The following is an 18,323-nucleotide window of genomic DNA, read 5'->3' as shown; positions in this document are numbered from 1 at the left end:
ATAGAGGTGTAGTTGCATGGATTCCTCCATCCTACGGTTGGTTTGGGACGTGATCGAAGAAACCCAGAGTAGCGAGCTTTTGAGCCTACCAGATACCGCTTTAGTCAAACTGCTGTTGCAACGAATTTCACGCAAGGTGCTCCTCACGGGTGAGGAGGTCTGCCATCTCTACGATTACATCAGCTCTAGGATTCGTCTGATTCGAGATATTGCTGAATCCCGGGGTGCTGCTTAATTAATCAAGCTGCCTGATAATCCTTGACCAGTAAATAATCAAAATCTGCCAGCCATAAAAGACGAGTGAACTATGATTCAACTAATCCCCCCAAGACCTTTTCAACCCAGTAGTAACGGTCATGCCTACGCTGCTAAACCATCATCTGCTTCTTCTGGTGAATTTCAAGGAGTTGAACGCACAGATCGCGGTCGAGTTGTCGTGTTCATCGATGGAGCCAGTCTGTTCTATGCGGCGATGCAGATGGAAATCGAGATTGACTATACGCGGCTGCTGAGTTGCTTAGTCTCTGGTGGACGGTTGATTCATGCCCATTTCTATACGGGGGTTGACCCCAGCAACGAAAAACAAAAGGGATTTTTGTATTGGATGCAGTGCAATGGCTATCGTGTTGTGGCAAAGGAGTTGGTTCAGTCCACTACGGGAGCCAAAAAGGTCAACTTAAATGTCGAAATTGCGGTCGATTTGGTCAGATTGGCTCCCTACTGCGACACCATGATTTTGGTTAGCGGTGACGGCGAAGCCAAACCAGCATTTGCGAGAACAATTTCAACATACTATAAATAGAAAAAGTAAAAGCAGTAAAAGTAAAATTGCAGCAAAAGATACTGTGGAGTTTATCGAACCAGAGGTTGCTGTATCCTGTCATCCTTCATGAGTCGTAATTTTACCCATTCCAAGCACCCAGAAGCTTCTGTTAGCGTCAAAACGACGCTCCGCCATGCCTTAGCGCTAAATGCCCACTTTTATGATGATGCTCACTGCATTCCCCACAGTCGTCGCCTTGCCCGCCGAATTGTAGTTTTGGCTGCTATCTCCCATGCTGTCGGCAGCTTGGTGATTTTGCTGTTGACTCGAGCTAGTCCGCCGCTGCTGTTGTTTGGTACTTTATTAAACGGTTTCAGCGTGGCTGCTGGTTACTACCTGTGGACTTTTGCCATCTGGAAGATTGGACAATGGCTGAAACCAATCGATCCTACCTATAATGATTTGCTCAGCCCGATTGGGTTTGCCTATGCGCCCCAGATTTTCAATTTTCTCACTCTGATTCCCTTACTTGGCCGACCGATTGGGCTGGTTCTGGCGGTCTGGAGTTTGCTAGCGGTGGTAGTCGCTATTCGGGAAGGATTGGATATCAACACTCGCAGCGCTGTCGTGATCAGCCTTTTGTCCTGGGTGCCTTTACAAGTTGGAATTGGTGCAATCCAACTGTTAGTCCAGTAGCTTTGCTTGAGATCGGAACAATTCGCCACCTTAGATAGACGACAGATTGTAGCATCCCAGCGAAATTTCAAATAGGAGAAGGGCCAGAGGACCCCTAGACCCCAATGGATAAACCAACCGCAGATCAATCTTGGAATCACTTGTGGGATCAACTCAGTAATGCCAAGCTTGTTCGCTATCTGTTGCTGTTTGCTTTAGCTTGGGCCACTGTCCAGGTGCTGGCCTATTTTGAAACGGTTCTGATTATCTTTATTTTTGCTGCCATCCTGGCCTTTTTGCTCAGCTATCCAGTGCAGTGGGTGTCGCGCCATATGCCCCACTGGCTGGCGGTAATGATTGTGTTTCTGCTCAGCTTGTTGGTTTTGGGTGGTTTGATTGCGACCCTAGGCTTGACGATTCTCTCGCAGGCGCAGCAGCTTCTAGAGCAGGTGCCCCAACTATTTAACTTTGCCATCGAACGGTTGGACGACCTCCAGTCGCTGCTAAAACGCTGGAACTTTAATGTTGATTTCAGCACCGTTGAGGCCCAACTGCGAGAGCAGGCGCTTTCGACGCTTGGCGTTGGCTTTGCGACGCTGCAGAACTGAAATCTGAGCTGGCTCCTAGCTTCATGCTCAACACGCTTCGCAGCAAACTGGGATCAAGCCCCGCCAGCCCCAGGTAAAACCGTAGGGAACCGGGAACTTCATCGGTGGTGACCAGCGTTTCTAAATCTTGCACTGAAACCCCAGCCCGCAAGGGGCCATAGGTGATGACCAGCCGTTCCGCCGCCAAGACTTGAGAAGGCATCAGTAGACCGCAACAGGCACTCAGCAGTAGGGTGTAACCAACTCGGCGGACCCTTCGCCCTAGCTGAGGTATCCCTGATTTTGGCAGTCCTGATTTGACTCGGCGCATCAGCATGGCAGCATTTTCTCTATAGTCCTATCTACGCCCTAAAAGCATATCGCAAGCCAAGTCAGATTGGGGAAACCCTCTGAACATGGCTCAAATCGTCGCAAGCATTCTTAAATATCAATTTTTGTGAAGGTCAGCTTTGGGACTAGCGGCTGACTAATCCCTGACTAATCCCCTGCGCAATAGACCGTGCGCAATCTTCCTGAAATTCTAGCGATGCGGCGACTCCCCTAGCTGGAGGAACTTTCGCTCATCCAATTGGCGTCTCCAAAAGCGGGAATCGTGCATCTACAAGCTATTGCAAACTGAATATTGCAAATATTGCAAATTATGAAAGCAGGGCAATGATTGCTCACAGCAATTGTAGAAATCAGCTTTTATTTCTTAAAGGGTAAAAAACATAGAGCTATAATCACAAAGATTGATTATCCTAATTTCTTCCGATTAAAAAATTATGGCCCCCCTGCCCGATCTCTAACCCTGGTGCCCGTAATGCCCCAACCGCTTGAATATTTAACGGCACCCGTCTCAGTACTTGTACGTCGCTTCGATTGACCGTTCGCTCTTGTCTTGCTCCGTGCTTGCTTTGCTCCGTGCTTGCTTTGTAATCATCTGCACAAATCCGCTCCTCACATAGTTCGAGAATCTGGCCGCTGTTGCTGGATTGAGTGGTAGCAGAACAGTTTGGGGGATATATGAGACTGTTCAGCAAAGAAATTCCTAAAGTTGTCGTGCCTAAAGAAACGGCAAAACCCCGCCTTCAGCGGCTGCCGCTGCCCATCCTGCCACCCCTCCTGCAGCCCAAATGGGTGGAACCTGGCAAACGGCTCCAGCCTGCGCTATTGCGAGTCAGTCTGTTTTTTGGTGGAGTGCTGGTGGTCGGCGGCATTTCGGGTGCCAACTGGAGTTTGTCCTACGTACAGGCCGAACTGGTGCCCAATCTTTCCCGTGAGCTGAGCCGCATGATTGATCGCCCTACAGCATCTTCGCATCCGCTTTGCAACCGGGCCGATCGTCCGATAGGGCGGCCCGCAACGCACCGACGACTCCCAGCTCGGGTTCACCCCGGCCGGCGATCGAAAACCCCTACACTTCCCGCGGCTTCAACCGACCACACGGAGCGCCACGATGTCGACCGCGTCGCGACCGAGCACCAGCCCTGCCATCCACCAGGCCCCCCAGGGCCGAGTCGATCCCCAGGCCGTCACCATCTCCGGCATCGTGCTCCATCCCTCCTACGGGCCCGGGCAGCCGCCCGAGTCGCTTCGGCATGTCGATCGCGAGATCCCCACACCCGGGACGTTCCCCTACACGCGGGGGCTGTTCCCCGAGGGCTACCGCACGCGGCTGTGGACGATGCGGCAGTTCGCGGGGTTCGGGTCGGCCGACGACACGAACAAGCGGTTCAAGTACCTGCTGAGCCAGGCCAAGGGCACGAAGGCCAACACCGGGCTCTCGACGGCGTTCGACCTGCCGACGCTGATGGGGCGGGACTCCGACGACGAGCTCTCGACGGGCGAGGTGGGCAAGTGCGGCGTGGCGATCTCGACGATCGAGGACATGCACCGGCTGTACGCGGACATCCCGGTGGACCAGGTGACCGTGAGCCAGACGATCAACGGGCCCGCGGCGGTGATCTGGGCGATGTACCTGGCGATGGCGCGGCAGCGCGGGATCGCGTGGGACACGCTGGGCGGGACGCTCCAGAACGACATCCTGAAGGAGTTCCACAGCCAGAACGAGTTCATCTACCCGCCCGAGCCCTCGGTGAAGCTGGTGGTCGACACGATCGAGTTCCAGTCCCGGTTCGTTCCCCGGTGGAACAGCGTCTCGATCTCGGGCTACCACATCCGCGAGGCAGGGTCCACGGCGATCCAGGAGCTGGCCTTCACCCTCCGCGACGGGATGGAGTACGTCGAGGCGTGCCTCGAGCGGGGGATGGACATCGACTCGTTCGCGCCGCGGCTGTCGTTCTTCTTCAACAGCCACAACGAGTTCTTCGAGGAGATCTGCAAGCTCCGCGCGGCGCGGCGGATCTGGGCGCGGATGATGAAGGACCGCTACGGGGCCAGGAACGAGCGGTCGTGGTTCATGAAGACGCACGTGCAGACCGCGGGCTGCTCCCTCACCGAGCAGCAGCCGCTCAACAACATCGTGCGGGTGGCATACCAGGCGATGGCGGCGGTGCTGGGCGGGTGCCAGAGCCTGCACACCGACTCGATGGACGAGACGCTCGGGCTGCCCACGGAGCAGGCGGTCACCGAGCAGCCATTTTGATTGAACGCTTGGTTTTAAGCTTGAACTAACGGTTGACTGGCCCGACTTCTGCATGAATTGACTCTGTGTTTACATTACTTTACCTAGTATCTCTCAGATGGTCGCTGAACTCTACCACTGGTTTTCTACAAATACCAGTTGGTTTGGCTAAATGAATCTGACTGAACTCCATGTAATTGCTTGAAATGACTACTGAGCTACTTTCGCTTGATGCAGAATTAATCGGTTCCCGGCGGGATCGTAGGCATAAATTTCACGACCGTGGCTGGCGTTGACGATTGCTCCTGGTGGAGGCTGGCCCAATGCGGTCAGCCGCTCGATTGCCGCTTCTAGCTCCTGCACCTCTAGGCACAGGCTCATACTGCCGGCTGGCCCGTAAAACTCGTCCCGGCGCTCAGCTTTCGGTTGAAAAATGCCTAGCCGTAGTCCTGGCAACTCAAACTCGGCATACTGCGGCAGCCAAACCGCCGGCTCTTGTTCAAACAGTTGCTGGTAGAACTCGACTAAAACACCTGCCTCTAGATCTGCCAAGGTAACGAAAACGGTAGCAATCATGCAGTAACCCAACCACAATGTGAGGATTATCTAACATTCCGCCACACCCCTGACAGCAATGCGGTAACTTAGTTGAACAAACCTGGATACCTACTGAACTTGGTGAGCAGCATGAAACTGGCAGCCCGCGTGACACAAGTGACTCCCTCTATGACCTTAGCCATCGATACAAAGGCGAAAGCGATGAAGCGGGAGGGCATTGATGTGATTAGTTTTAGCGTCGGAGAGCCAGATTTTGATACGCCAGCTCATATTCGGGCAGCGGCGGAAGCAGCTCTAGAGCAAGGTAAAACCCGTTATGGAGCCGCTGCTGGAGAGCCGCGCCTACGGGAAGTGATTGCCCAAAAGCTACAGCGGGATAACCAACTCTGCTACGGTGCAGAGAATATTCTGGTAACCAACGGTGGCAAGCATTCGTTGTTTAATTTGATGCTGGCCTTAATTGAACCAGGTGATGAAGTAATCATTCCTGCACCCTATTGGGTCAGCTATCCAGAAATGGTAAAGCTGGCTGGCGGCACACCCGTGATTGTTTCCACCACTCTAGAAAACGGTTACAAGATTACGCCTGACCAACTGCGACAAGCCGTTACACCCCGCACCAAACTGTTCGTATTTAACTCCCCTTCAAACCCGACGGGCATGGTCTATACGCCCGATGAAGTGCGGGCGATTGCCGATGTGGTAGTAGAGCAAGATTTGCTGGTAGTCTCTGACGAACTGCTTGATCTAGGCCATCCAGAATCCTGCTCAGTTCAAATGAGTTGGCAATAATTTCGATCTTTTTGACAAGATGCATGAGTTCAGCTCCGCTTAATTTTAGGTCCACGTTAGATTAATTGCGTACAGGTATAGCGGAATTCCCACAATGATATTGAATGGAAACGTCACCGCTAAGGCTGTTGATACATAGAGACTGGGGTTGGCTTCTGGCACGGTCAGCCGCATCGCTGCTGGAACCGCAATGTAGGAAGCACTAGCGCAGAGCACCGCAAACAGAAGCGCATCTCCTCTAGGCATGCCAATAAATTTAGCAATCAGTAACCCAATCCCCGCATTCACTATTGGGATCAGTATGGCAAATAAGATCAGAAAAACGCCGGTTTTTTGTAAGTCTTTAATTCTACGGGCCGCCACTAACCCCATATCGAGCAGAAAGAAAGTGAGAATGCCGTAGAACAAGCCCTGTGTGAAGGGTTCCAACCCCTGCCAACCATGCTCTCCGGTTAATACGCCAATCAGCAAACTGCCGACCAAGAGAAACACCGAGCTGTTGAGAAACGCTTCTTGCAGCACCTCTGGCCAGGAAAAATCCCGCTTGCCGTCTACAGTAAACAGATTCACTAGGATCAGCCCTACAATAATGGCTGGCGATTCCATCAGGGCCAAGGCAGCCACCATGTAGCCATCAAAATCGATGCTTAGCTCGGTGAGAAAAGCGCTAGCCGTAATGAACGTGACCGCACTAATTGAACCATAGGTCGCCGCAATTGCTGCCGCGTCGTAGGTATCCAGCTTCAGCCGCAGAATAAAGAAGGTATAAATTGGCACAAAGCAGGCCATGATCATGGCTGCCAGCAGGGTCAGGATGACTTCCTGCGTAATGCCGCTTTTGATCAGCTCGACACCGCCCTTAAACCCAATCGAAAATAGCAAGTACAGCGAGAGCAGCTTAGGAAAAGGAGCGGGCACCTCTAGATCGGACTTGACGAACACAGCCGTCATGCCCAAAAAGAAGAACAAAATAGGTGGGTTCAGGATGTTGGATAGAATCAGGTTGGTATCCATGTCTATCCCTCCTCATACCGAGAAAACCGAAGCTTAAGAAAACTTTGCATTGTAAAAAACATACCGAGTTGTTGACTCATGATGTATCGCGTACAGTTACCTTATGTCAATCAGGTATGCAGTATTTTCGAGCTGTTTAATAGAACTAGACCAATAGGAACTAAGAAGATGCAACAGATGGGGTGAGGCTAGGAACTAGTTTTTAACTGGATCCTGGGCTAAGAATTACCCTCGCGCGTACCAGCACCTAAGCCTGCACCTGCGGCAACCAAGGAAACTGGCAATGTCATCTTCATTCACCCCGATGGTGCTAGTCCCTCCCACTACATGGCCTTGCGCAATGTGGATCAGGGGCCGGATGGTCGGCTCAACTGGGACAACATGTCAAATACAGGTGTCTATTTGGGCCACATGGAGGATCAGCTCACTGGCACCTCAAATGCCGGAGCTGTTACCCACGCGAATGGCGTCAAAGTATTTGCCGAGTCCTTTGGCTTAGAGGAAGACAATTCCATCGTCACGCCTCTATCGGGTAACACAGGTAAAACGATTCTAGAGGAAGCGATTGATGCTGGTAAAGCAACGGTATTGATCCAGTCCGGACATTTGGCTGAACCTGGCTCAGCTGCCTTCGCGGCGGCTACCACGAATCGGGATGGCGATAATACTCGTGCACGCGACAAGTACGCTGAGATTATCGAGCAGGTGATTCGGTCGGGAACGAATATAATCATGGGTGGTGGTGAGCTGTATATGCTGCCGATTGGCACCACCGGATTTCACGTTACGGCTGAAATCGACCAATCCGAAACTCGCCCGGAACGGCGTCCGACTCAAAACCTGATCGAGTTAGCGAAATCTTTGGGATATACGGTTGTATACACCGAAGAGCAAATGAATCAGGTGGTAAACAGCGCCAATCCACCCGAAAAACTGCTGGGTGTGTTTGCAGCTAAAGCCACATTTGATGATCAGAATGAGGAAGAACTAGAGTTAAACAGCACTAATCCCAAGCCCCTCTATGTGGAAACTGCACCGACAGTAGCCGAAATGCTGGAAGCCTCGCTGAAGATTGCTCAGCGTGATCAAGATGGCTTCTTTGTGGTGCTGGAAGAAGAAGGCACTGATAACTTCGGAAATCCCAACAACGCGGTGGGTACCATCGAAGCGACGCGGCGAGCTGATGCGGCGATTGGAGTTGCCATGAACTATGTGGATCAGGTCGATCCCAATACGATGGTGATTACGGCAGCCGACAGCGATGCGGGCGGTTTGCAGGTATTCCAATACTTGCCCTACACCCGCCCCTCCGGTAACTTCACCAACAATTCCTATCTGCTCGACAGTGAACCGCAGGTGCCGTTCGTCAACGTCAATCCCACCACCAGCAATACCAAGAACTTCCTGGATGGAGCCAACGGCAGCACGGCCAGCGAAGAATTTCCCTGGAAACCCTTTGCCGCCAAAGATAGCCTGGATGGCCCGATGAGCAACTTTGCGGTTGGCTGGGAGCGCCCGGACCTGGTAGAGAAATATATGCGTTCAGGGTATCTTGGGGAAACAGGATACTATGCCAACAACTGGCCACAGTGGCGTGAACGGGCAGCAGAGCGCGTGCGTCAGATGCTCAGGGGTGAGCTGGAGCCTGAGCTGAAACGGGGGGTTGAATACGCCTCACAAATCATGGAAGCCATTGAATCGGATACACCAGCTGTGGTGTATGGAAATGTGAAAAATACCGGGCTGATCACCAATTTGCCCGATGGCGGTGTGGTGGAGGTTGCCTGTCTGGTCGATCGGAACGGCATTCAGCCTACGTACTTCGGTTCGCTGCCAGCGCAGCTTGCCGCGCTTGATCAGCAGCATATGGCTGTTCACGATCTGGTCGTCACTGCCCTGCTTGAGAAAAATCGCGAGGCTGCATTTCATGCCCTGCTGCTCGATCCTCTGACAGCGGCCGTGTGTTCCCCTGCCGAAATCCGCCAGATGTTCGATGAAATGACAGCAGTTGAGGCGGCTGACCTGCCGGAATGGATGAACTGAATGAATTGGCATCACACACCCTACAGCAGGTAAAAATGCGTCGCATCCTGGTTGCAGGAGAATTGAACGCAGACCTGATTCTGTCCGGTCTGCCTTCTCTGCCGATTCTGGGCCGTGAGCTGATCGGCACTGGCTTTACCATGGCGCTCGGCAGTTCCTCAGCCATCACTGCTGCGCGCCTGGCAGCGCTCGGCGCAGAAGAGCCCGACTTCGCTGTCGATTTTGTGGGCGTGGCAGGTCGTGATGACATCGGTCGATTTGTGCTCGCTCAACTGAAGCACTTTGGGGTGCATACAGACGCTGTTGAGATCATCGATTCGCCTACCGGGGTCACGATCGCGCTGACCTATGCACAAGATCGCGCCCTGCTGACCTATCCCGGAACCATCGCTATGTTCGATGGCTCGAAGATCACAACGGCTATGCTGGCAAAGTATACGCATCTCCACGTCGGATCGTTCTTTCTGCAAACCGGGCTTCAGCCCCAATTGGCATCTATCTTCCAGCAGGCACGCAGGCAGGGGCTTACCACATCGCTGGATACAGGCTGGGATCCCATGGAAGCATGGATGAACAATCCCTGGCTGGTGGGTGTGCTTGCAGAAACGGATGTCTTTTTCCCCAATGAGAACGAATCTGCGGCACTTGCTCCAGATATTCCGACGCTGATGCGTTCATTGGCTGGCACATTGATCGTCAAACGCGGAAAACACGGCGCATCCGCTTATATGCAGGATGGAAGCCATATCGACATCCGAGATCTAATTAATTTACTCTCCACTTTTTAACGCAGGGAAATTTCTACCAGGAGGTTGATCGTATGGATATTGATTTTGCTGAATTGGAACTACTCGCCCAACAGCCGCTTGACGTTGTAGAAGCCGAAGAATGGCTGGCTTCGGCAGCCCAACTCTACGAAAATTCACCCACCCACGAGCTGTTTGATCGGCTGGAAAGCGCGGTCGAGTCCTACACCTTGGTGCGCGATCACCTGGCTACCTCCTTGCGAGAAAGTGCGGAAGCGGAAATTGCTTTCTTTTTATCGTTGCTTCAAGAACGCCTGAATTTGCTGTTGGAGCACCCCAAACCTCTGCTACTAGAGCAATCTAAGCCTAATGACTTGCCCCATAATTTGCAACTCCAGATGCAGCTACAGATACAGCCTGCTTGATGAAATTTGCCGCAAGATAGGGAATCCTTCATGAAGTGATTACACCTGCACCGATTTTGAGGGTAAATACCATGAATTCCCTATACCGGGTCGTCACCTCGTTGGGCATTGTCTTGACCGGAATTTCAACACCACTGTTGACTCTGCCAAGTTTGGCTCAATCCGCACCCCCTTCAACCCCTGCGGCATCGACCCGCTCCACAGCGCCATTGGATCCAGCCACAGCCGAAAAGGCATATAAAACGGGCCTAACTCAGCTGAGACGACAAGAATATCGCGACGCGCTAGCTAGTTTTGACCTGGCAATTCGGGCCAACCCCAACGATGCGCGACCCTATCTACAGCGGGGGATTACCCATGCGGCTCTAGGAGACTACAGCGCGGCTTTGCAGGACTACAATCGGGCTATCGAACTAGCCCCTGGGCTGGTAGATGCCTATCTGTATCGGGGCATTGTGCGTTACAAACTGGGGGACTACGCTGAAGCAATGGCCGACCTGGATCAGGTGCTGGTCCTCAATCCAGAATCCGCTCCCGCCTACTTCTACCGCGGCTTGGTGCAGAAGGCCACAAACCATCCGGCTCGGGCAATTGCGGAATTTACCCAGGCGATCGAGGAAGACAGCAAATACGGTGATGCCTATCTGAATCGGGGCAGCCTTTATTACGAAATCAACGATTTGGAAGCGGCATTGGCTGATCTGGATCAGGCCGTAGAGCTAATGCCGGACTCTGCGATCGCCTACTACAACCGGGGCTTTGTCTACTCCAGCTTGGGAGCCGCAGAACTTGCTCTAGCTGACTTTGATCAAGCGATTCAGCTCAAGCCAGACTACGCAGAAGCCTACTTAGGACGGGCACTAGCTCTTGTCAGAAAGCGGCTTGATACAAAAACGGAGGTTAAAAATTAAATATGTGCACAAGAACAATTATCATCCTCGTAATCTTATCCCTAGGATCGATCTACGGTTTTTCACAGAACATTTCACCCGAGGTCAAGGATGCTTACCTCATAAGTTCACCGACCTCGGCACACGAAAAGAAAGCGGGTGTGATCAGGATAGGTGTATCTTCGCCTGTCGCCGAAATGGGCAAAGATTTCAGCTTTGCTGATACTCCAATGGCGGTTCGCAATACGCTGCAAGTTGCGCTTACTGAGGAAAATGTGGAGGTGGTCTTTCTAGAATCAGCTTTGCCGGAAAAGGAAGCAAAGCTAAAGAAATGCGACTTCATATTCATCAGCAAGGTCACCCGCAAGAAGGGCGGAGGCGGTATGGGAGGCCTCGGAATGCTCGGCGGCATGGCCGGAATGATCCCGGGAGTCGGCGGCATCGCGGGTGCAGTTGCCGCAACAGCCGCATCGACCGCGATCAGCGTTGCGTCGATGTCTGGCGGTTTCAAATCAAAAGATGAAGTCACCTTTGAATATCGACTTACTGCCGCAGACGGTTCGCCGATAATACCTGCGACCATGAGCAAGCAAAAGGCAAAAAAGGACGGTGAGGACGTTCTTACGCCGCAAATAGCTGCAGCTGCTGAAGCAACTCTCAAAAAGATCAACGGCACTCAGTCCATTACGAACTGAACGCTGCGGCGGTGCGCGGGTCGCTCTGCCGTTATCACCTGACATGATTATTACGGCCACTTGCATCGGACGCCGCTCGTCGATTCCATGTTCGCGCCGCCCAACGGTTACAGTTTTGCGTGCTGATGAAGCCGCCGAAAAAGGAGTCATATGCGAAACAAAGCCCTTATCTTTACATTTCTTCTCCCGCTTCTTGCTTCGGTTTCCTTCGCACAGATCGCCGTCGTCACCTACCAGGGCAAGCTCACAAGCGGCGGGAGCTCCGCGAACGGTGCCTACGACATGCAGTTCCAATTCTTTGACGCCCCGATAAACGGGACGCCCGCTGGGCCCGTGATTACGCAAAACGGCGTTCAGGCGGTCAACGGCATATTCACCGTTGAGATTGACGTGCTGAGCACGTCATTCCCCAGTTTGGCTGAGCGCTGGCTTGAGATCTCCGTCAAGCCGGCGGGCTCCGCCGAGCCTTTCGTAACGCTGACGCCCCGGCAGTTTGTCTCGTCGGCTCCATATGCTATCCGCTCAGGCGATGCGGGATTCGCGGATATCGCCGGCACGGCGAATTTCTCCAGCGACACGACATCGACCGATTTCAACATCAGCGGCAACGGCACCGCGAATATTCTCAATGCGGTGAGCCAGTTCAACCTGGGAGGAAACCGGGTATTGAGCGCTCCCGGGTCGTTTAACTTCTTCGCCGGGATCAACGCCGGTCAGTCTAACTCTAGCGGGCAAATGAACGCGTTCTTCGGAAGTTCCGCGGGCTTCAACAATTCCAGCGGGTCGAACAACACTTTCATCGGCGCCGGAACAGGCGATGCAAATCTAACGGGATCGAACAACACCATCATCGGGGCGGGGGCGAATGTCCTTAGCAACAACCTCAGCTTCGCCACCGCAATCGGAGCCCTCTCCTCTGTCTCATCGAGCAACACCATAGCCCTCGGCCGAAGCACCGGCGAGGACGCGGTAGTGATTCCGGGGCCGCTCGCCGCCAACGGCTCGGGCCTGACGAACCTCAACGCCGCGAACATTACGAGCGGAACGCTAGCGATCTCTAATGGCGGCACGGGCAGCTCGACAAAAAATTTTGTCGATCTTTCGACCGATCAAACCGTCGGCGGCAACAAGGATTTTGCCGGAAGAACTCAGCATTACGGTGATTTTTTTGCTTATGGTTTAAACAACAGAATTGTCGGACTGCTCGTTCGTCCGTTTCTTGGTAATGCAGTCGTTAACTTTCAAGCACAGGACGGTTACTATTCGCAAACAACATATTCGGACCATACGAATACCTATCGCGGCTACATCGGTTATATCGGTGCAAACGCCGGACTCGGCGCGAGAAACGACACCGTTGAGCTGGGCACGAACGGCAAAGACCTGACGCTTCGGCCGAACAATATCGAGGTCATGCGGTTCAGCACGTCCGGGAATATCGGGATCGGCACGACCACGCCCGGATCGAGACTGCATGTGACCGGAGCGAGTGCGGGAAGCACGATCCTAAACGTCGAAAACACCTTCACGGGCCCCAATGAAGGTTTTGCGGTGCAAGGACGCTCAGTAAATGGTCCTGGTGCGGGCACGGGTGGCTTTTTCACAGGCGGCCGATACGGCGTTTTCGCACGGGCAGACTCCGGCCCGGGCACCGGTGCGACCGTTGGGGTTTACGGTAATGCAATCGGTACCGCAGGGCATCGTTATGGTGTCTTGGGCGAGGCCAGTACCAGCTCCGGGGCCGTCGGCGGAACGGGCGTCTTAGGGCGTGCGATCGGCCCCTCGTCCAGTACGAACATCGGCGTGGAAGGATTTGCCTCCGGAGCGCCGACGAACTGGGCCGGGTATTTCTGGGGCGGCAACACGTACTGGGACAAAGCCCGCGTCGCGATACGTCGTCATCGAAACGACCTCGCCGTGTTTGCGTTTCGACAGCTTGCCCTTGTTCGGCGCCATTATGAGCGGCAGATGCGCGAATGTCGGAGGCGTGACGCCGAGCGCTTCGTAAATGAGGATCTGTTTGTGCGTGTTCGTCAGATGGTCCTGGCCGCGAATGACGTGCGTGATCTGCATCTCGATGTCGTCGCAGACGACCGCGAGGTTATAGAGAGGATGTCCGTCCGAACGCAGCAGAACGAGGTCCTCGATCTCGGCATAATCACGCTCCTGCAGTCCGTAAACCTGATCCTCAAACGACGTCTTGCCGGTTTCGGGGACTTTCAGCCGTATCGCGAAAGGCTCGCCCGCGGCGGCTCGTGCGTCGGATTCGTCACGCGGCAAATCGCGATAGGGATTGTCGCGCATATTCTTGTCGGCGCCTTGAGCACGGGCGCGTTCCTTGATCGCGTCCTTTACGTTAGCGTCCGAAGGAGCTTCTTTCGGCGTGAAATCGCGATACGCCTTTCCTTCTGCGAGCAGTTTTCGGGCGGTCTCACGGTGTTTTTCGGCATTGTCAGACTGAAACACGATCTCTTCATCAGGAGCGAAACCGAGCCACTCAAGCCCTTCGAGTATCGAGCGCGTCGATTCTTCGGTTGAGCGTGCAAGGTCCGTATCCTCGATACGAAGCAGGAACTTACCGCCGGTGTGGCGTGCGTAAAGATAGTTGAAAAGAGCGGTGCGCGCCGAGCCGATATGCAGATAGCCGGTCGGCGAAGGTGCGAATCTGACGCGAGTAATCATAAACGATGATTTTCACGGAAAGCCGCAAAGAACGCAAAGGCCGCCCACTGGTGCAGGCGGCCGCTGAATTTGATGGCGGAGACGACAGGATTCGAACCTGTGGTACCCTTTTGGAGTACAACGGTTTAGCAAACCGCCGCTTTCAGCCACTCAGCCACGTCTCCGGTAGAACGCTGGAAAGCAATGTTTAATTCTAGCCTGAGGGCAAACTTTGTCAAGTTTATCGCATCTCAGGCACATACGATCCGGACCATTTATGCTTGACAGTGTTGATTTTTGGGACGAAAATAACCTAGTCGCTCGGAACAGCGAAGTAAAAGCTGTTCATTGACCAGGGGAACGCAGGATCTTATCCAGCGGGCCGGGGTTTTGTGTTTCAAATGACAGGCAACCCACAAAACAATAGACATCAAAAGATCGGCATATTCTTAGTTGCCATCCTTTGTGTTATTTCAGCGGCTCCTCAGACGGCTCTTAATATTTGTTCGTTATCATGCAACTGCTGTTGTTGTTCTCGCAATAATTGCATCACTTCACCCATCTCTTTTTTTCGCAGCTTGCTGATTTTATCGTGCAGTAGCTCAATTTCCTCTGTTTCTATCTTTGTTTGTGCCTCTGTAACTTTATGTCCCTGTGGTTCCCCAACATGCTCCTCGCGGCTAAAGAACCGCTACGAACTAGTAGAACAATCAACTCAATCAAGCCTTACAAACCTAGCAGTAAACTTATCAATGATTCGGCAAGACTGCTGCCTATGCTTCGGTCGATTAGCGATCAATTCAGATTCAACTAAATGCGATCAGAGAATTTATAGCGGCGAAACATAGCAAATTTTGGACCAAAACATCAATTGTAAAGAAATACAAATTCAGGCGATTGATCGCCCTATTTTCAGTTGGAATGGGCAACCTTTCTCGATATGATGAGTAACCGCAGGGTACATTCACATAGCCACATTAATGATGACAAGTGCATAGCGAATGTGAACTGCAAATGGGTATAGAGCCAACAAAAATCAATCCGTCAATAATTCAGTCAACAGCAAACCGCGTTTTAAGAAAATGGTACAGAATCAGGAACAGAATCAGAAAACCGTCGTTATTACGGGTGCTTCATCGGGAGTAGGTTTATACGCCGCGAAAGCGCTCACGAAGCGGGGCTGGCATGTGGTCATGGCCTGCCGAAATTTGGAAAAGGCAGAAAAGGCCGCTCAGTCAGTGGGAATGCCGGCCGGCAGCTATACGATCATGCACATCGATTTAGGTTCCCTGGCTAGTGTGCGGCAGTTTGTCAATTCCTTTCGGGCTAGCGGTAAATCGCTCGATGCATTAGTTTGCAATGCCGCCGTGTATATGCCGTTACTGAAAGAGCCGTTGCGCAGTCCAGAAGGTTATGAGCTGAGCGTGGCTACCAATCACTTCGGCCATTTTCTGCTGTGCAATCTGCTGCTGGAAGATTTGCAAAAATCACCCGCACCGGACAAACGACTGGTAATTTTAGGCACGGTAACAGCCAATTCTAAAGAACTGGGCGGCAAGATTCCAATTCCGGCTCCTGCCGATCTGGGTGATTTGAAGGGGCTAGAGGCTGGATTCAAAGCGCCAATTTCGATGATTGATGGTAAAAAGTTTAAGCCCGGTAAAGCCTATAAAGACAGCAAGCTCTGCAATATGATTACGGTGCGGGAACTGCATCGCCGCTATCACGATTCCACCGGGATTGTGTTTAGCTCGATCTATCCGGGCTGTGTGGCCGATACGCCTCTATCAATCTCAGCGAAGCCAAGCGCCTCCGACAAGGACTAACAGAGATGGGATTTCAAGTTTAAGCCAAAGATAAGCCAAAGAACTTAATATGGCGGAATCGATTTTCGTGAGTTCTCACTAGAGTTGCAAGAGGCTTTCAAAAAATTACAGCAAAAGGGTAAGCTCAAAATTCAGAATTAGTGTTCTGTCAGCGGCTGAATGGAGTCTCAATCCTTTAAGTAGATGAGCATAATTAAACATAAAACCCAAAACCCTGCGCAGCGGGCGCTGCAGGGTTTTGAATCTGGTTTTTAATTATGCCGAGACTTAGTTATACTGAACCCTAGTGCTGGTCATCCAACCGTTTCTCTTATGCAAACTACTCTCAATCTCGATGACTCACTTCTCAACGAAGCTTTGCAACTCACCAACCTCACTGACCAGGAGGAATTAGTTAATTTAGCTCTTCGAGAACTTGTACGATCGCGCCGTAAGAAAAACCTTCTCGACCTCGCGGGGCAAATTCAATTTACCGAGGATTTTGACCACAAGGCATTGCGCGAGACTCGCCATGCTGCTGATTGATACGTCTGTTTGGGTTAGTGTCTTTCGCGATCGCACGAGTCAAATCCGCCAAAAACTCGAAGTCTTGATCAATGACCGTGCAGTTCTGCTTACTCGCTTCATGCAGCTTGAACTGCTTCAGGGGAGCCTGAATGAAAAAGAGTAGACGCTTCTCCCAACCTACCTTAAAACTCAGGATTACATTGAACTCGCAGGTGATTCTTGGCAAGCGGCTGCGCGGATTTACTGCGATTTGCGTTGCCAAGGGTTGATGGTTCGCAGTCCAATTGATTGCTGCATCGCTCAAGCTGCTTTAGAGCATGACTTGCTTCTGATTCATAACGATCGCGATTTTGAAACCATTGCTCAAGTGCGATCGCTCCAGCACTTTCGTTTTCAACCTTGAGTTTCTTTAGCACGTTGAGAAGATATCGGTCATTGCAAGGTGTGCGATCGTACCTTGGAAGGCGCAATCTAACAATTACACTTGCAGAACATAGACAAATTTTGCTACCCTTCTACGCTCTCCACAAGCGGTTTCTCTCCCGCAAACACCTGTCGCACTCGCTCAAACTCCAAATCTGACAGGTAATCCACGGCCCAGTTCGCTTGTCGCTGCATCATATGAAATGGGTAAGAATTGGCAACCCCAACCACCTGCATTCCGGCAGCTTTTGCCGCTTGAATTCCGGCTGGCGTGTCTTCGATCGCCAAACATTCGGCTGGCTTGAGGTTGAGACTCGGATATCCCAGCCGCATCAAACGCGAGTTTCGTGAAAGTTTGTCAGTCTTCACCGTGATTCGCCGCTCCTTTGCCGGTATCTTCAACAAGGAAGCTTCGATGCAGTCCTGGATCAACGACTTCCAAGAACGCTGCCAGCGTGACCTGAAGGATTCCCTAGAAGAAGTCGCCAATGAAGGCGCACAGCACTTTGTAGATGGCATCCGTCAGCTCCTAGAGGGACTGACCCAAGACCTCAACCAGATCCAAACTAGTCAAATTCCCAACAGCAGCATTTCGATTAAAGTCCTGGAACGCCGCCAAGAAGTAATTGAGAGCGTGCGCTGCAAAGTTGAGCGGCTGTTTAGCGATGCTGGATTAGTGGACTCCCTTTCCACTAACGCCGATAACATGGCCGCCGAAATTGTAGGTGGAGCCTTCGCAGCAGTTGCAGGAATGATTCTGCACATTGTTCAGTTTACGGTGGCGGAAGCAATTCTCGATGCAATTGGGATTGCCTTTGCTGGAGTTGGCCTGGTGCTATTTGCCGTTGGGATTGCATGGCAGCGCAATCAGATCATTCAACGATTTGAGCAAGCTTTAGATAACGAAAAAGACAAATTCAAAATCGAAGTCACAGAACGCTTGAGTCAAAAGCTGAGTTTAATCTACGAAGAAGTCGAGCGGATTTTCGTTCAGTTCTATGACTATGTGGAGCGGGAGAATCAGGAGATCGCGCCGATTCTGGAGCAATACCAAATCATTCAGACCGAGTCCCAGAAACTTTTTAGCCGCATGGCCACCGACCTGAACTGATTGAAATTGATGTTTGAGCA

At 52.2% G+C, this 18,323-nt stretch carries 25 protein-coding genes and 1 tRNA gene; 17 read left to right on the top strand and 9 right to left on the bottom strand.

Translation table 11 applies throughout. The features are described from left to right. Nucleotides 1-16: 16 nt before the first annotated feature. From JVX88_RS32830 to JVX88_RS32815, 4 genes are all read left to right on the top strand, one after another. Nucleotides 17-235: a hypothetical protein gene (locus JVX88_RS32830; protein ID WP_063834748.1), complete on the top strand. Its 219-nt coding sequence runs from the start codon at nucleotides 17-19 to the stop codon at nucleotides 233-235. Between the two features lie 72 nt (nucleotides 236-307). Further along, a complete protein-coding gene (locus JVX88_RS32825; protein ID WP_211622701.1) occupies nucleotides 308-802 on the top strand; it encodes an NYN domain-containing protein in 495 nt (164 codons plus the stop codon). Between the two features lie 87 nt (nucleotides 803-889). Beyond that, nucleotides 890-1,459, top strand: a complete 570-nt coding sequence (locus tag JVX88_RS32820; protein ID WP_211622699.1) for a Yip1 family protein — start codon at nucleotides 890-892, stop codon at nucleotides 1,457-1,459. A gap of 104 nt (nucleotides 1,460-1,563) precedes the next feature. Next, nucleotides 1,564-2,046, top strand: coding sequence for an AI-2E family transporter (locus tag JVX88_RS32815; protein WP_211622697.1), 483 nt, complete (start codon nucleotides 1,564-1,566; stop codon nucleotides 2,044-2,046). Here JVX88_RS32815 and JVX88_RS44660 read toward each other — a convergent pair. Beyond that, nucleotides 1,970-2,248, bottom strand: a complete 279-nt coding sequence (locus JVX88_RS44660) for an alpha/beta hydrolase (protein ID WP_211622695.1) — start codon at nucleotides 2,246-2,248, stop codon at nucleotides 1,970-1,972. The genes JVX88_RS32815 and JVX88_RS44660 overlap by 77 nt on opposite strands. 1,236 nt (nucleotides 2,249-3,484) lie before the next feature. On the opposite strand from JVX88_RS44660, the gene JVX88_RS32805 reads away from it, so the two are divergent. Then, entirely contained in the window at nucleotides 3,485-4,633 is a 1,149-nt protein-coding gene (locus tag JVX88_RS32805; RefSeq protein ID WP_211622693.1) for a methylmalonyl-CoA mutase, read from the top strand. A gap of 189 nt (nucleotides 4,634-4,822) precedes the next feature. Here the strand turns inward: JVX88_RS32805 and JVX88_RS32800 are convergent, their stop codons facing one another. Next, nucleotides 4,823-5,188: a hypothetical protein gene (locus JVX88_RS32800; protein WP_211622691.1), complete on the bottom strand. Its 366-nt coding sequence runs from the start codon at nucleotides 5,186-5,188 to the stop codon at nucleotides 4,823-4,825. A gap of 111 nt (nucleotides 5,189-5,299) precedes the next feature. Here JVX88_RS32800 and JVX88_RS32795 point away from each other — a divergent pair, with 111 nt between their 5' ends. Further along, nucleotides 5,300-5,962, top strand: a complete 663-nt coding sequence (locus JVX88_RS32795; protein ID WP_211622689.1) for an aminotransferase class I/II-fold pyridoxal phosphate-dependent enzyme — start codon at nucleotides 5,300-5,302, stop codon at nucleotides 5,960-5,962. Between the two features lie 45 nt (nucleotides 5,963-6,007). Here the strand turns inward: JVX88_RS32795 and JVX88_RS32790 are convergent, their stop codons facing one another. Then, complete coding sequence (locus JVX88_RS32790; RefSeq protein WP_211622687.1) at nucleotides 6,008-6,976, bottom strand: sodium-dependent bicarbonate transport family permease; 969 nt, start codon at nucleotides 6,974-6,976, stop codon at nucleotides 6,008-6,010. A gap of 288 nt (nucleotides 6,977-7,264) precedes the next feature. Here JVX88_RS32790 and JVX88_RS32785 point away from each other — a divergent pair, with 288 nt between their 5' ends. The 5 genes from JVX88_RS32785 to JVX88_RS32765 all read left to right on the top strand — a co-directional run bounded on the left by JVX88_RS32785 (nucleotide 7,265) and on the right by JVX88_RS32765 (nucleotide 11,775). Continuing rightward, nucleotides 7,265-9,019, top strand: coding sequence for an alkaline phosphatase (locus JVX88_RS32785; RefSeq protein ID WP_225931799.1), 1,755 nt, complete (start codon nucleotides 7,265-7,267; stop codon nucleotides 9,017-9,019). Then, on the top strand, nucleotides 9,007-9,807 hold the full coding sequence (locus JVX88_RS32780; RefSeq protein ID WP_211622685.1) for a carbohydrate kinase family protein: 801 nt from the start codon (nucleotides 9,007-9,009) through the stop codon (nucleotides 9,805-9,807). Before JVX88_RS32785 ends, JVX88_RS32780 begins: the two co-directional genes overlap by 13 nt. A 32-nt stretch (nucleotides 9,808-9,839) precedes the next feature. Next, on the top strand, nucleotides 9,840-10,190 hold the full coding sequence (locus JVX88_RS32775; protein ID WP_211622683.1) for a hypothetical protein: 351 nt from the start codon (nucleotides 9,840-9,842) through the stop codon (nucleotides 10,188-10,190). 71 nt (nucleotides 10,191-10,261) lie between these two features. Next, on the top strand, nucleotides 10,262-11,101 hold the full coding sequence (locus JVX88_RS32770) for a tetratricopeptide repeat protein (protein WP_211622681.1): 840 nt from the start codon (nucleotides 10,262-10,264) through the stop codon (nucleotides 11,099-11,101). Nucleotides 11,102-11,103: 2 nt separating this feature from the next. Further along, nucleotides 11,104-11,775 (top strand): hypothetical protein, encoded by a 672-nt coding sequence (locus JVX88_RS32765; RefSeq protein WP_211622679.1) that lies wholly within the window; start codon nucleotides 11,104-11,106, stop codon nucleotides 11,773-11,775. A 353-nt stretch (nucleotides 11,776-12,128) separates the two neighbouring features. Here JVX88_RS32765 and JVX88_RS32760 read toward each other — a convergent pair whose 3' ends face one another. The 3 genes from JVX88_RS32760 to JVX88_RS44650 form a co-directional block, all read right to left on the bottom strand. Then, nucleotides 12,129-12,404, bottom strand: coding sequence for a hypothetical protein (locus tag JVX88_RS32760; RefSeq protein ID WP_211622677.1), 276 nt, complete (start codon nucleotides 12,402-12,404; stop codon nucleotides 12,129-12,131). A gap of 84 nt (nucleotides 12,405-12,488) precedes the next feature. Next, nucleotides 12,489-12,809, bottom strand: coding sequence for a hypothetical protein (locus JVX88_RS44655; RefSeq protein ID WP_211622675.1), 321 nt, complete (start codon nucleotides 12,807-12,809; stop codon nucleotides 12,489-12,491). Nucleotides 12,810-12,954: 145 nt separating this feature from the next. Further along, nucleotides 12,955-13,251, bottom strand: coding sequence for a hypothetical protein (locus JVX88_RS44650; RefSeq protein ID WP_211622673.1), 297 nt, complete (start codon nucleotides 13,249-13,251; stop codon nucleotides 12,955-12,957). A 94-nt stretch (nucleotides 13,252-13,345) separates the two neighbouring features. On the opposite strand from JVX88_RS44650, the gene JVX88_RS44645 reads away from it, so the two are divergent. Continuing rightward, nucleotides 13,346-13,540 (top strand): hypothetical protein, encoded by a 195-nt coding sequence (locus JVX88_RS44645; protein WP_211622671.1) that lies wholly within the window; start codon nucleotides 13,346-13,348, stop codon nucleotides 13,538-13,540. On the opposite strand, the gene gltX is transcribed toward JVX88_RS44645, so the two are convergent. Continuing rightward, the gene (gene gltX / locus JVX88_RS44640; RefSeq protein WP_211622669.1) at nucleotides 13,537-14,457 is read right to left on the bottom strand and encodes a glutamate--tRNA ligase; all 921 of its coding nucleotides are present in this window, start codon (nucleotides 14,455-14,457) and stop codon (nucleotides 13,537-13,539) included. The genes JVX88_RS44645 and gltX overlap by 4 nt on opposite strands. A 73-nt stretch (nucleotides 14,458-14,530) precedes the next feature. After that, nucleotides 14,531-14,621, bottom strand: a tRNA-Ser gene (locus JVX88_RS32735). A gap of 897 nt (nucleotides 14,622-15,518) precedes the next feature. Between JVX88_RS32735 and JVX88_RS32730 the strand changes: the two genes are divergently transcribed. The 4 genes from JVX88_RS32730 to JVX88_RS44635 all read left to right on the top strand — a co-directional run bounded on the left by JVX88_RS32730 (nucleotide 15,519) and on the right by JVX88_RS44635 (nucleotide 17,172). Next, complete coding sequence (locus tag JVX88_RS32730) at nucleotides 15,519-16,262, top strand: protochlorophyllide reductase (RefSeq protein WP_317134526.1); 744 nt, start codon at nucleotides 15,519-15,521, stop codon at nucleotides 16,260-16,262. A 312-nt stretch (nucleotides 16,263-16,574) separates the two neighbouring features. Continuing rightward, a complete protein-coding gene (locus JVX88_RS32725) occupies nucleotides 16,575-16,787 on the top strand; it encodes a type II toxin-antitoxin system VapB family antitoxin (RefSeq protein ID WP_211622666.1) in 213 nt (70 codons plus the stop codon). Beyond that, entirely contained in the window at nucleotides 16,774-16,932 is a 159-nt protein-coding gene (locus JVX88_RS43515) for a hypothetical protein (RefSeq protein ID WP_263975360.1), read from the top strand. Before JVX88_RS32725 ends, JVX88_RS43515 begins: the two co-directional genes overlap by 14 nt. A 105-nt stretch (nucleotides 16,933-17,037) precedes the next feature. After that, a complete protein-coding gene (locus tag JVX88_RS44635; protein ID WP_410503742.1) occupies nucleotides 17,038-17,172 on the top strand; it encodes a hypothetical protein in 135 nt (44 codons plus the stop codon). A gap of 104 nt (nucleotides 17,173-17,276) precedes the next feature. Here the strand turns inward: JVX88_RS44635 and JVX88_RS39755 are convergent, their stop codons facing one another. Next, nucleotides 17,277-17,561 carry an HAD family hydrolase gene (locus JVX88_RS39755; protein WP_263975358.1) on the bottom strand — a complete coding sequence of 95 codons (285 nt, stop codon included), beginning with the start codon at nucleotides 17,559-17,561 and terminating at the stop codon, nucleotides 17,277-17,279. On the opposite strand from JVX88_RS39755, the gene JVX88_RS39750 reads away from it, so the two are divergent. Next, nucleotides 17,548-18,303 (top strand): hypothetical protein, encoded by a 756-nt coding sequence (locus JVX88_RS39750; protein WP_225931258.1) that lies wholly within the window; start codon nucleotides 17,548-17,550, stop codon nucleotides 18,301-18,303. The two genes, JVX88_RS39755 and JVX88_RS39750, sit on opposite strands and share 14 nt — an antisense overlap. Nucleotides 18,304-18,323 lie beyond the last annotated feature (20 nt).

This window comes from Leptolyngbya sp. 7M (assembly GCF_018128485.1).
This window is presented reverse-complemented; position numbering and strand designations above follow the sequence as displayed.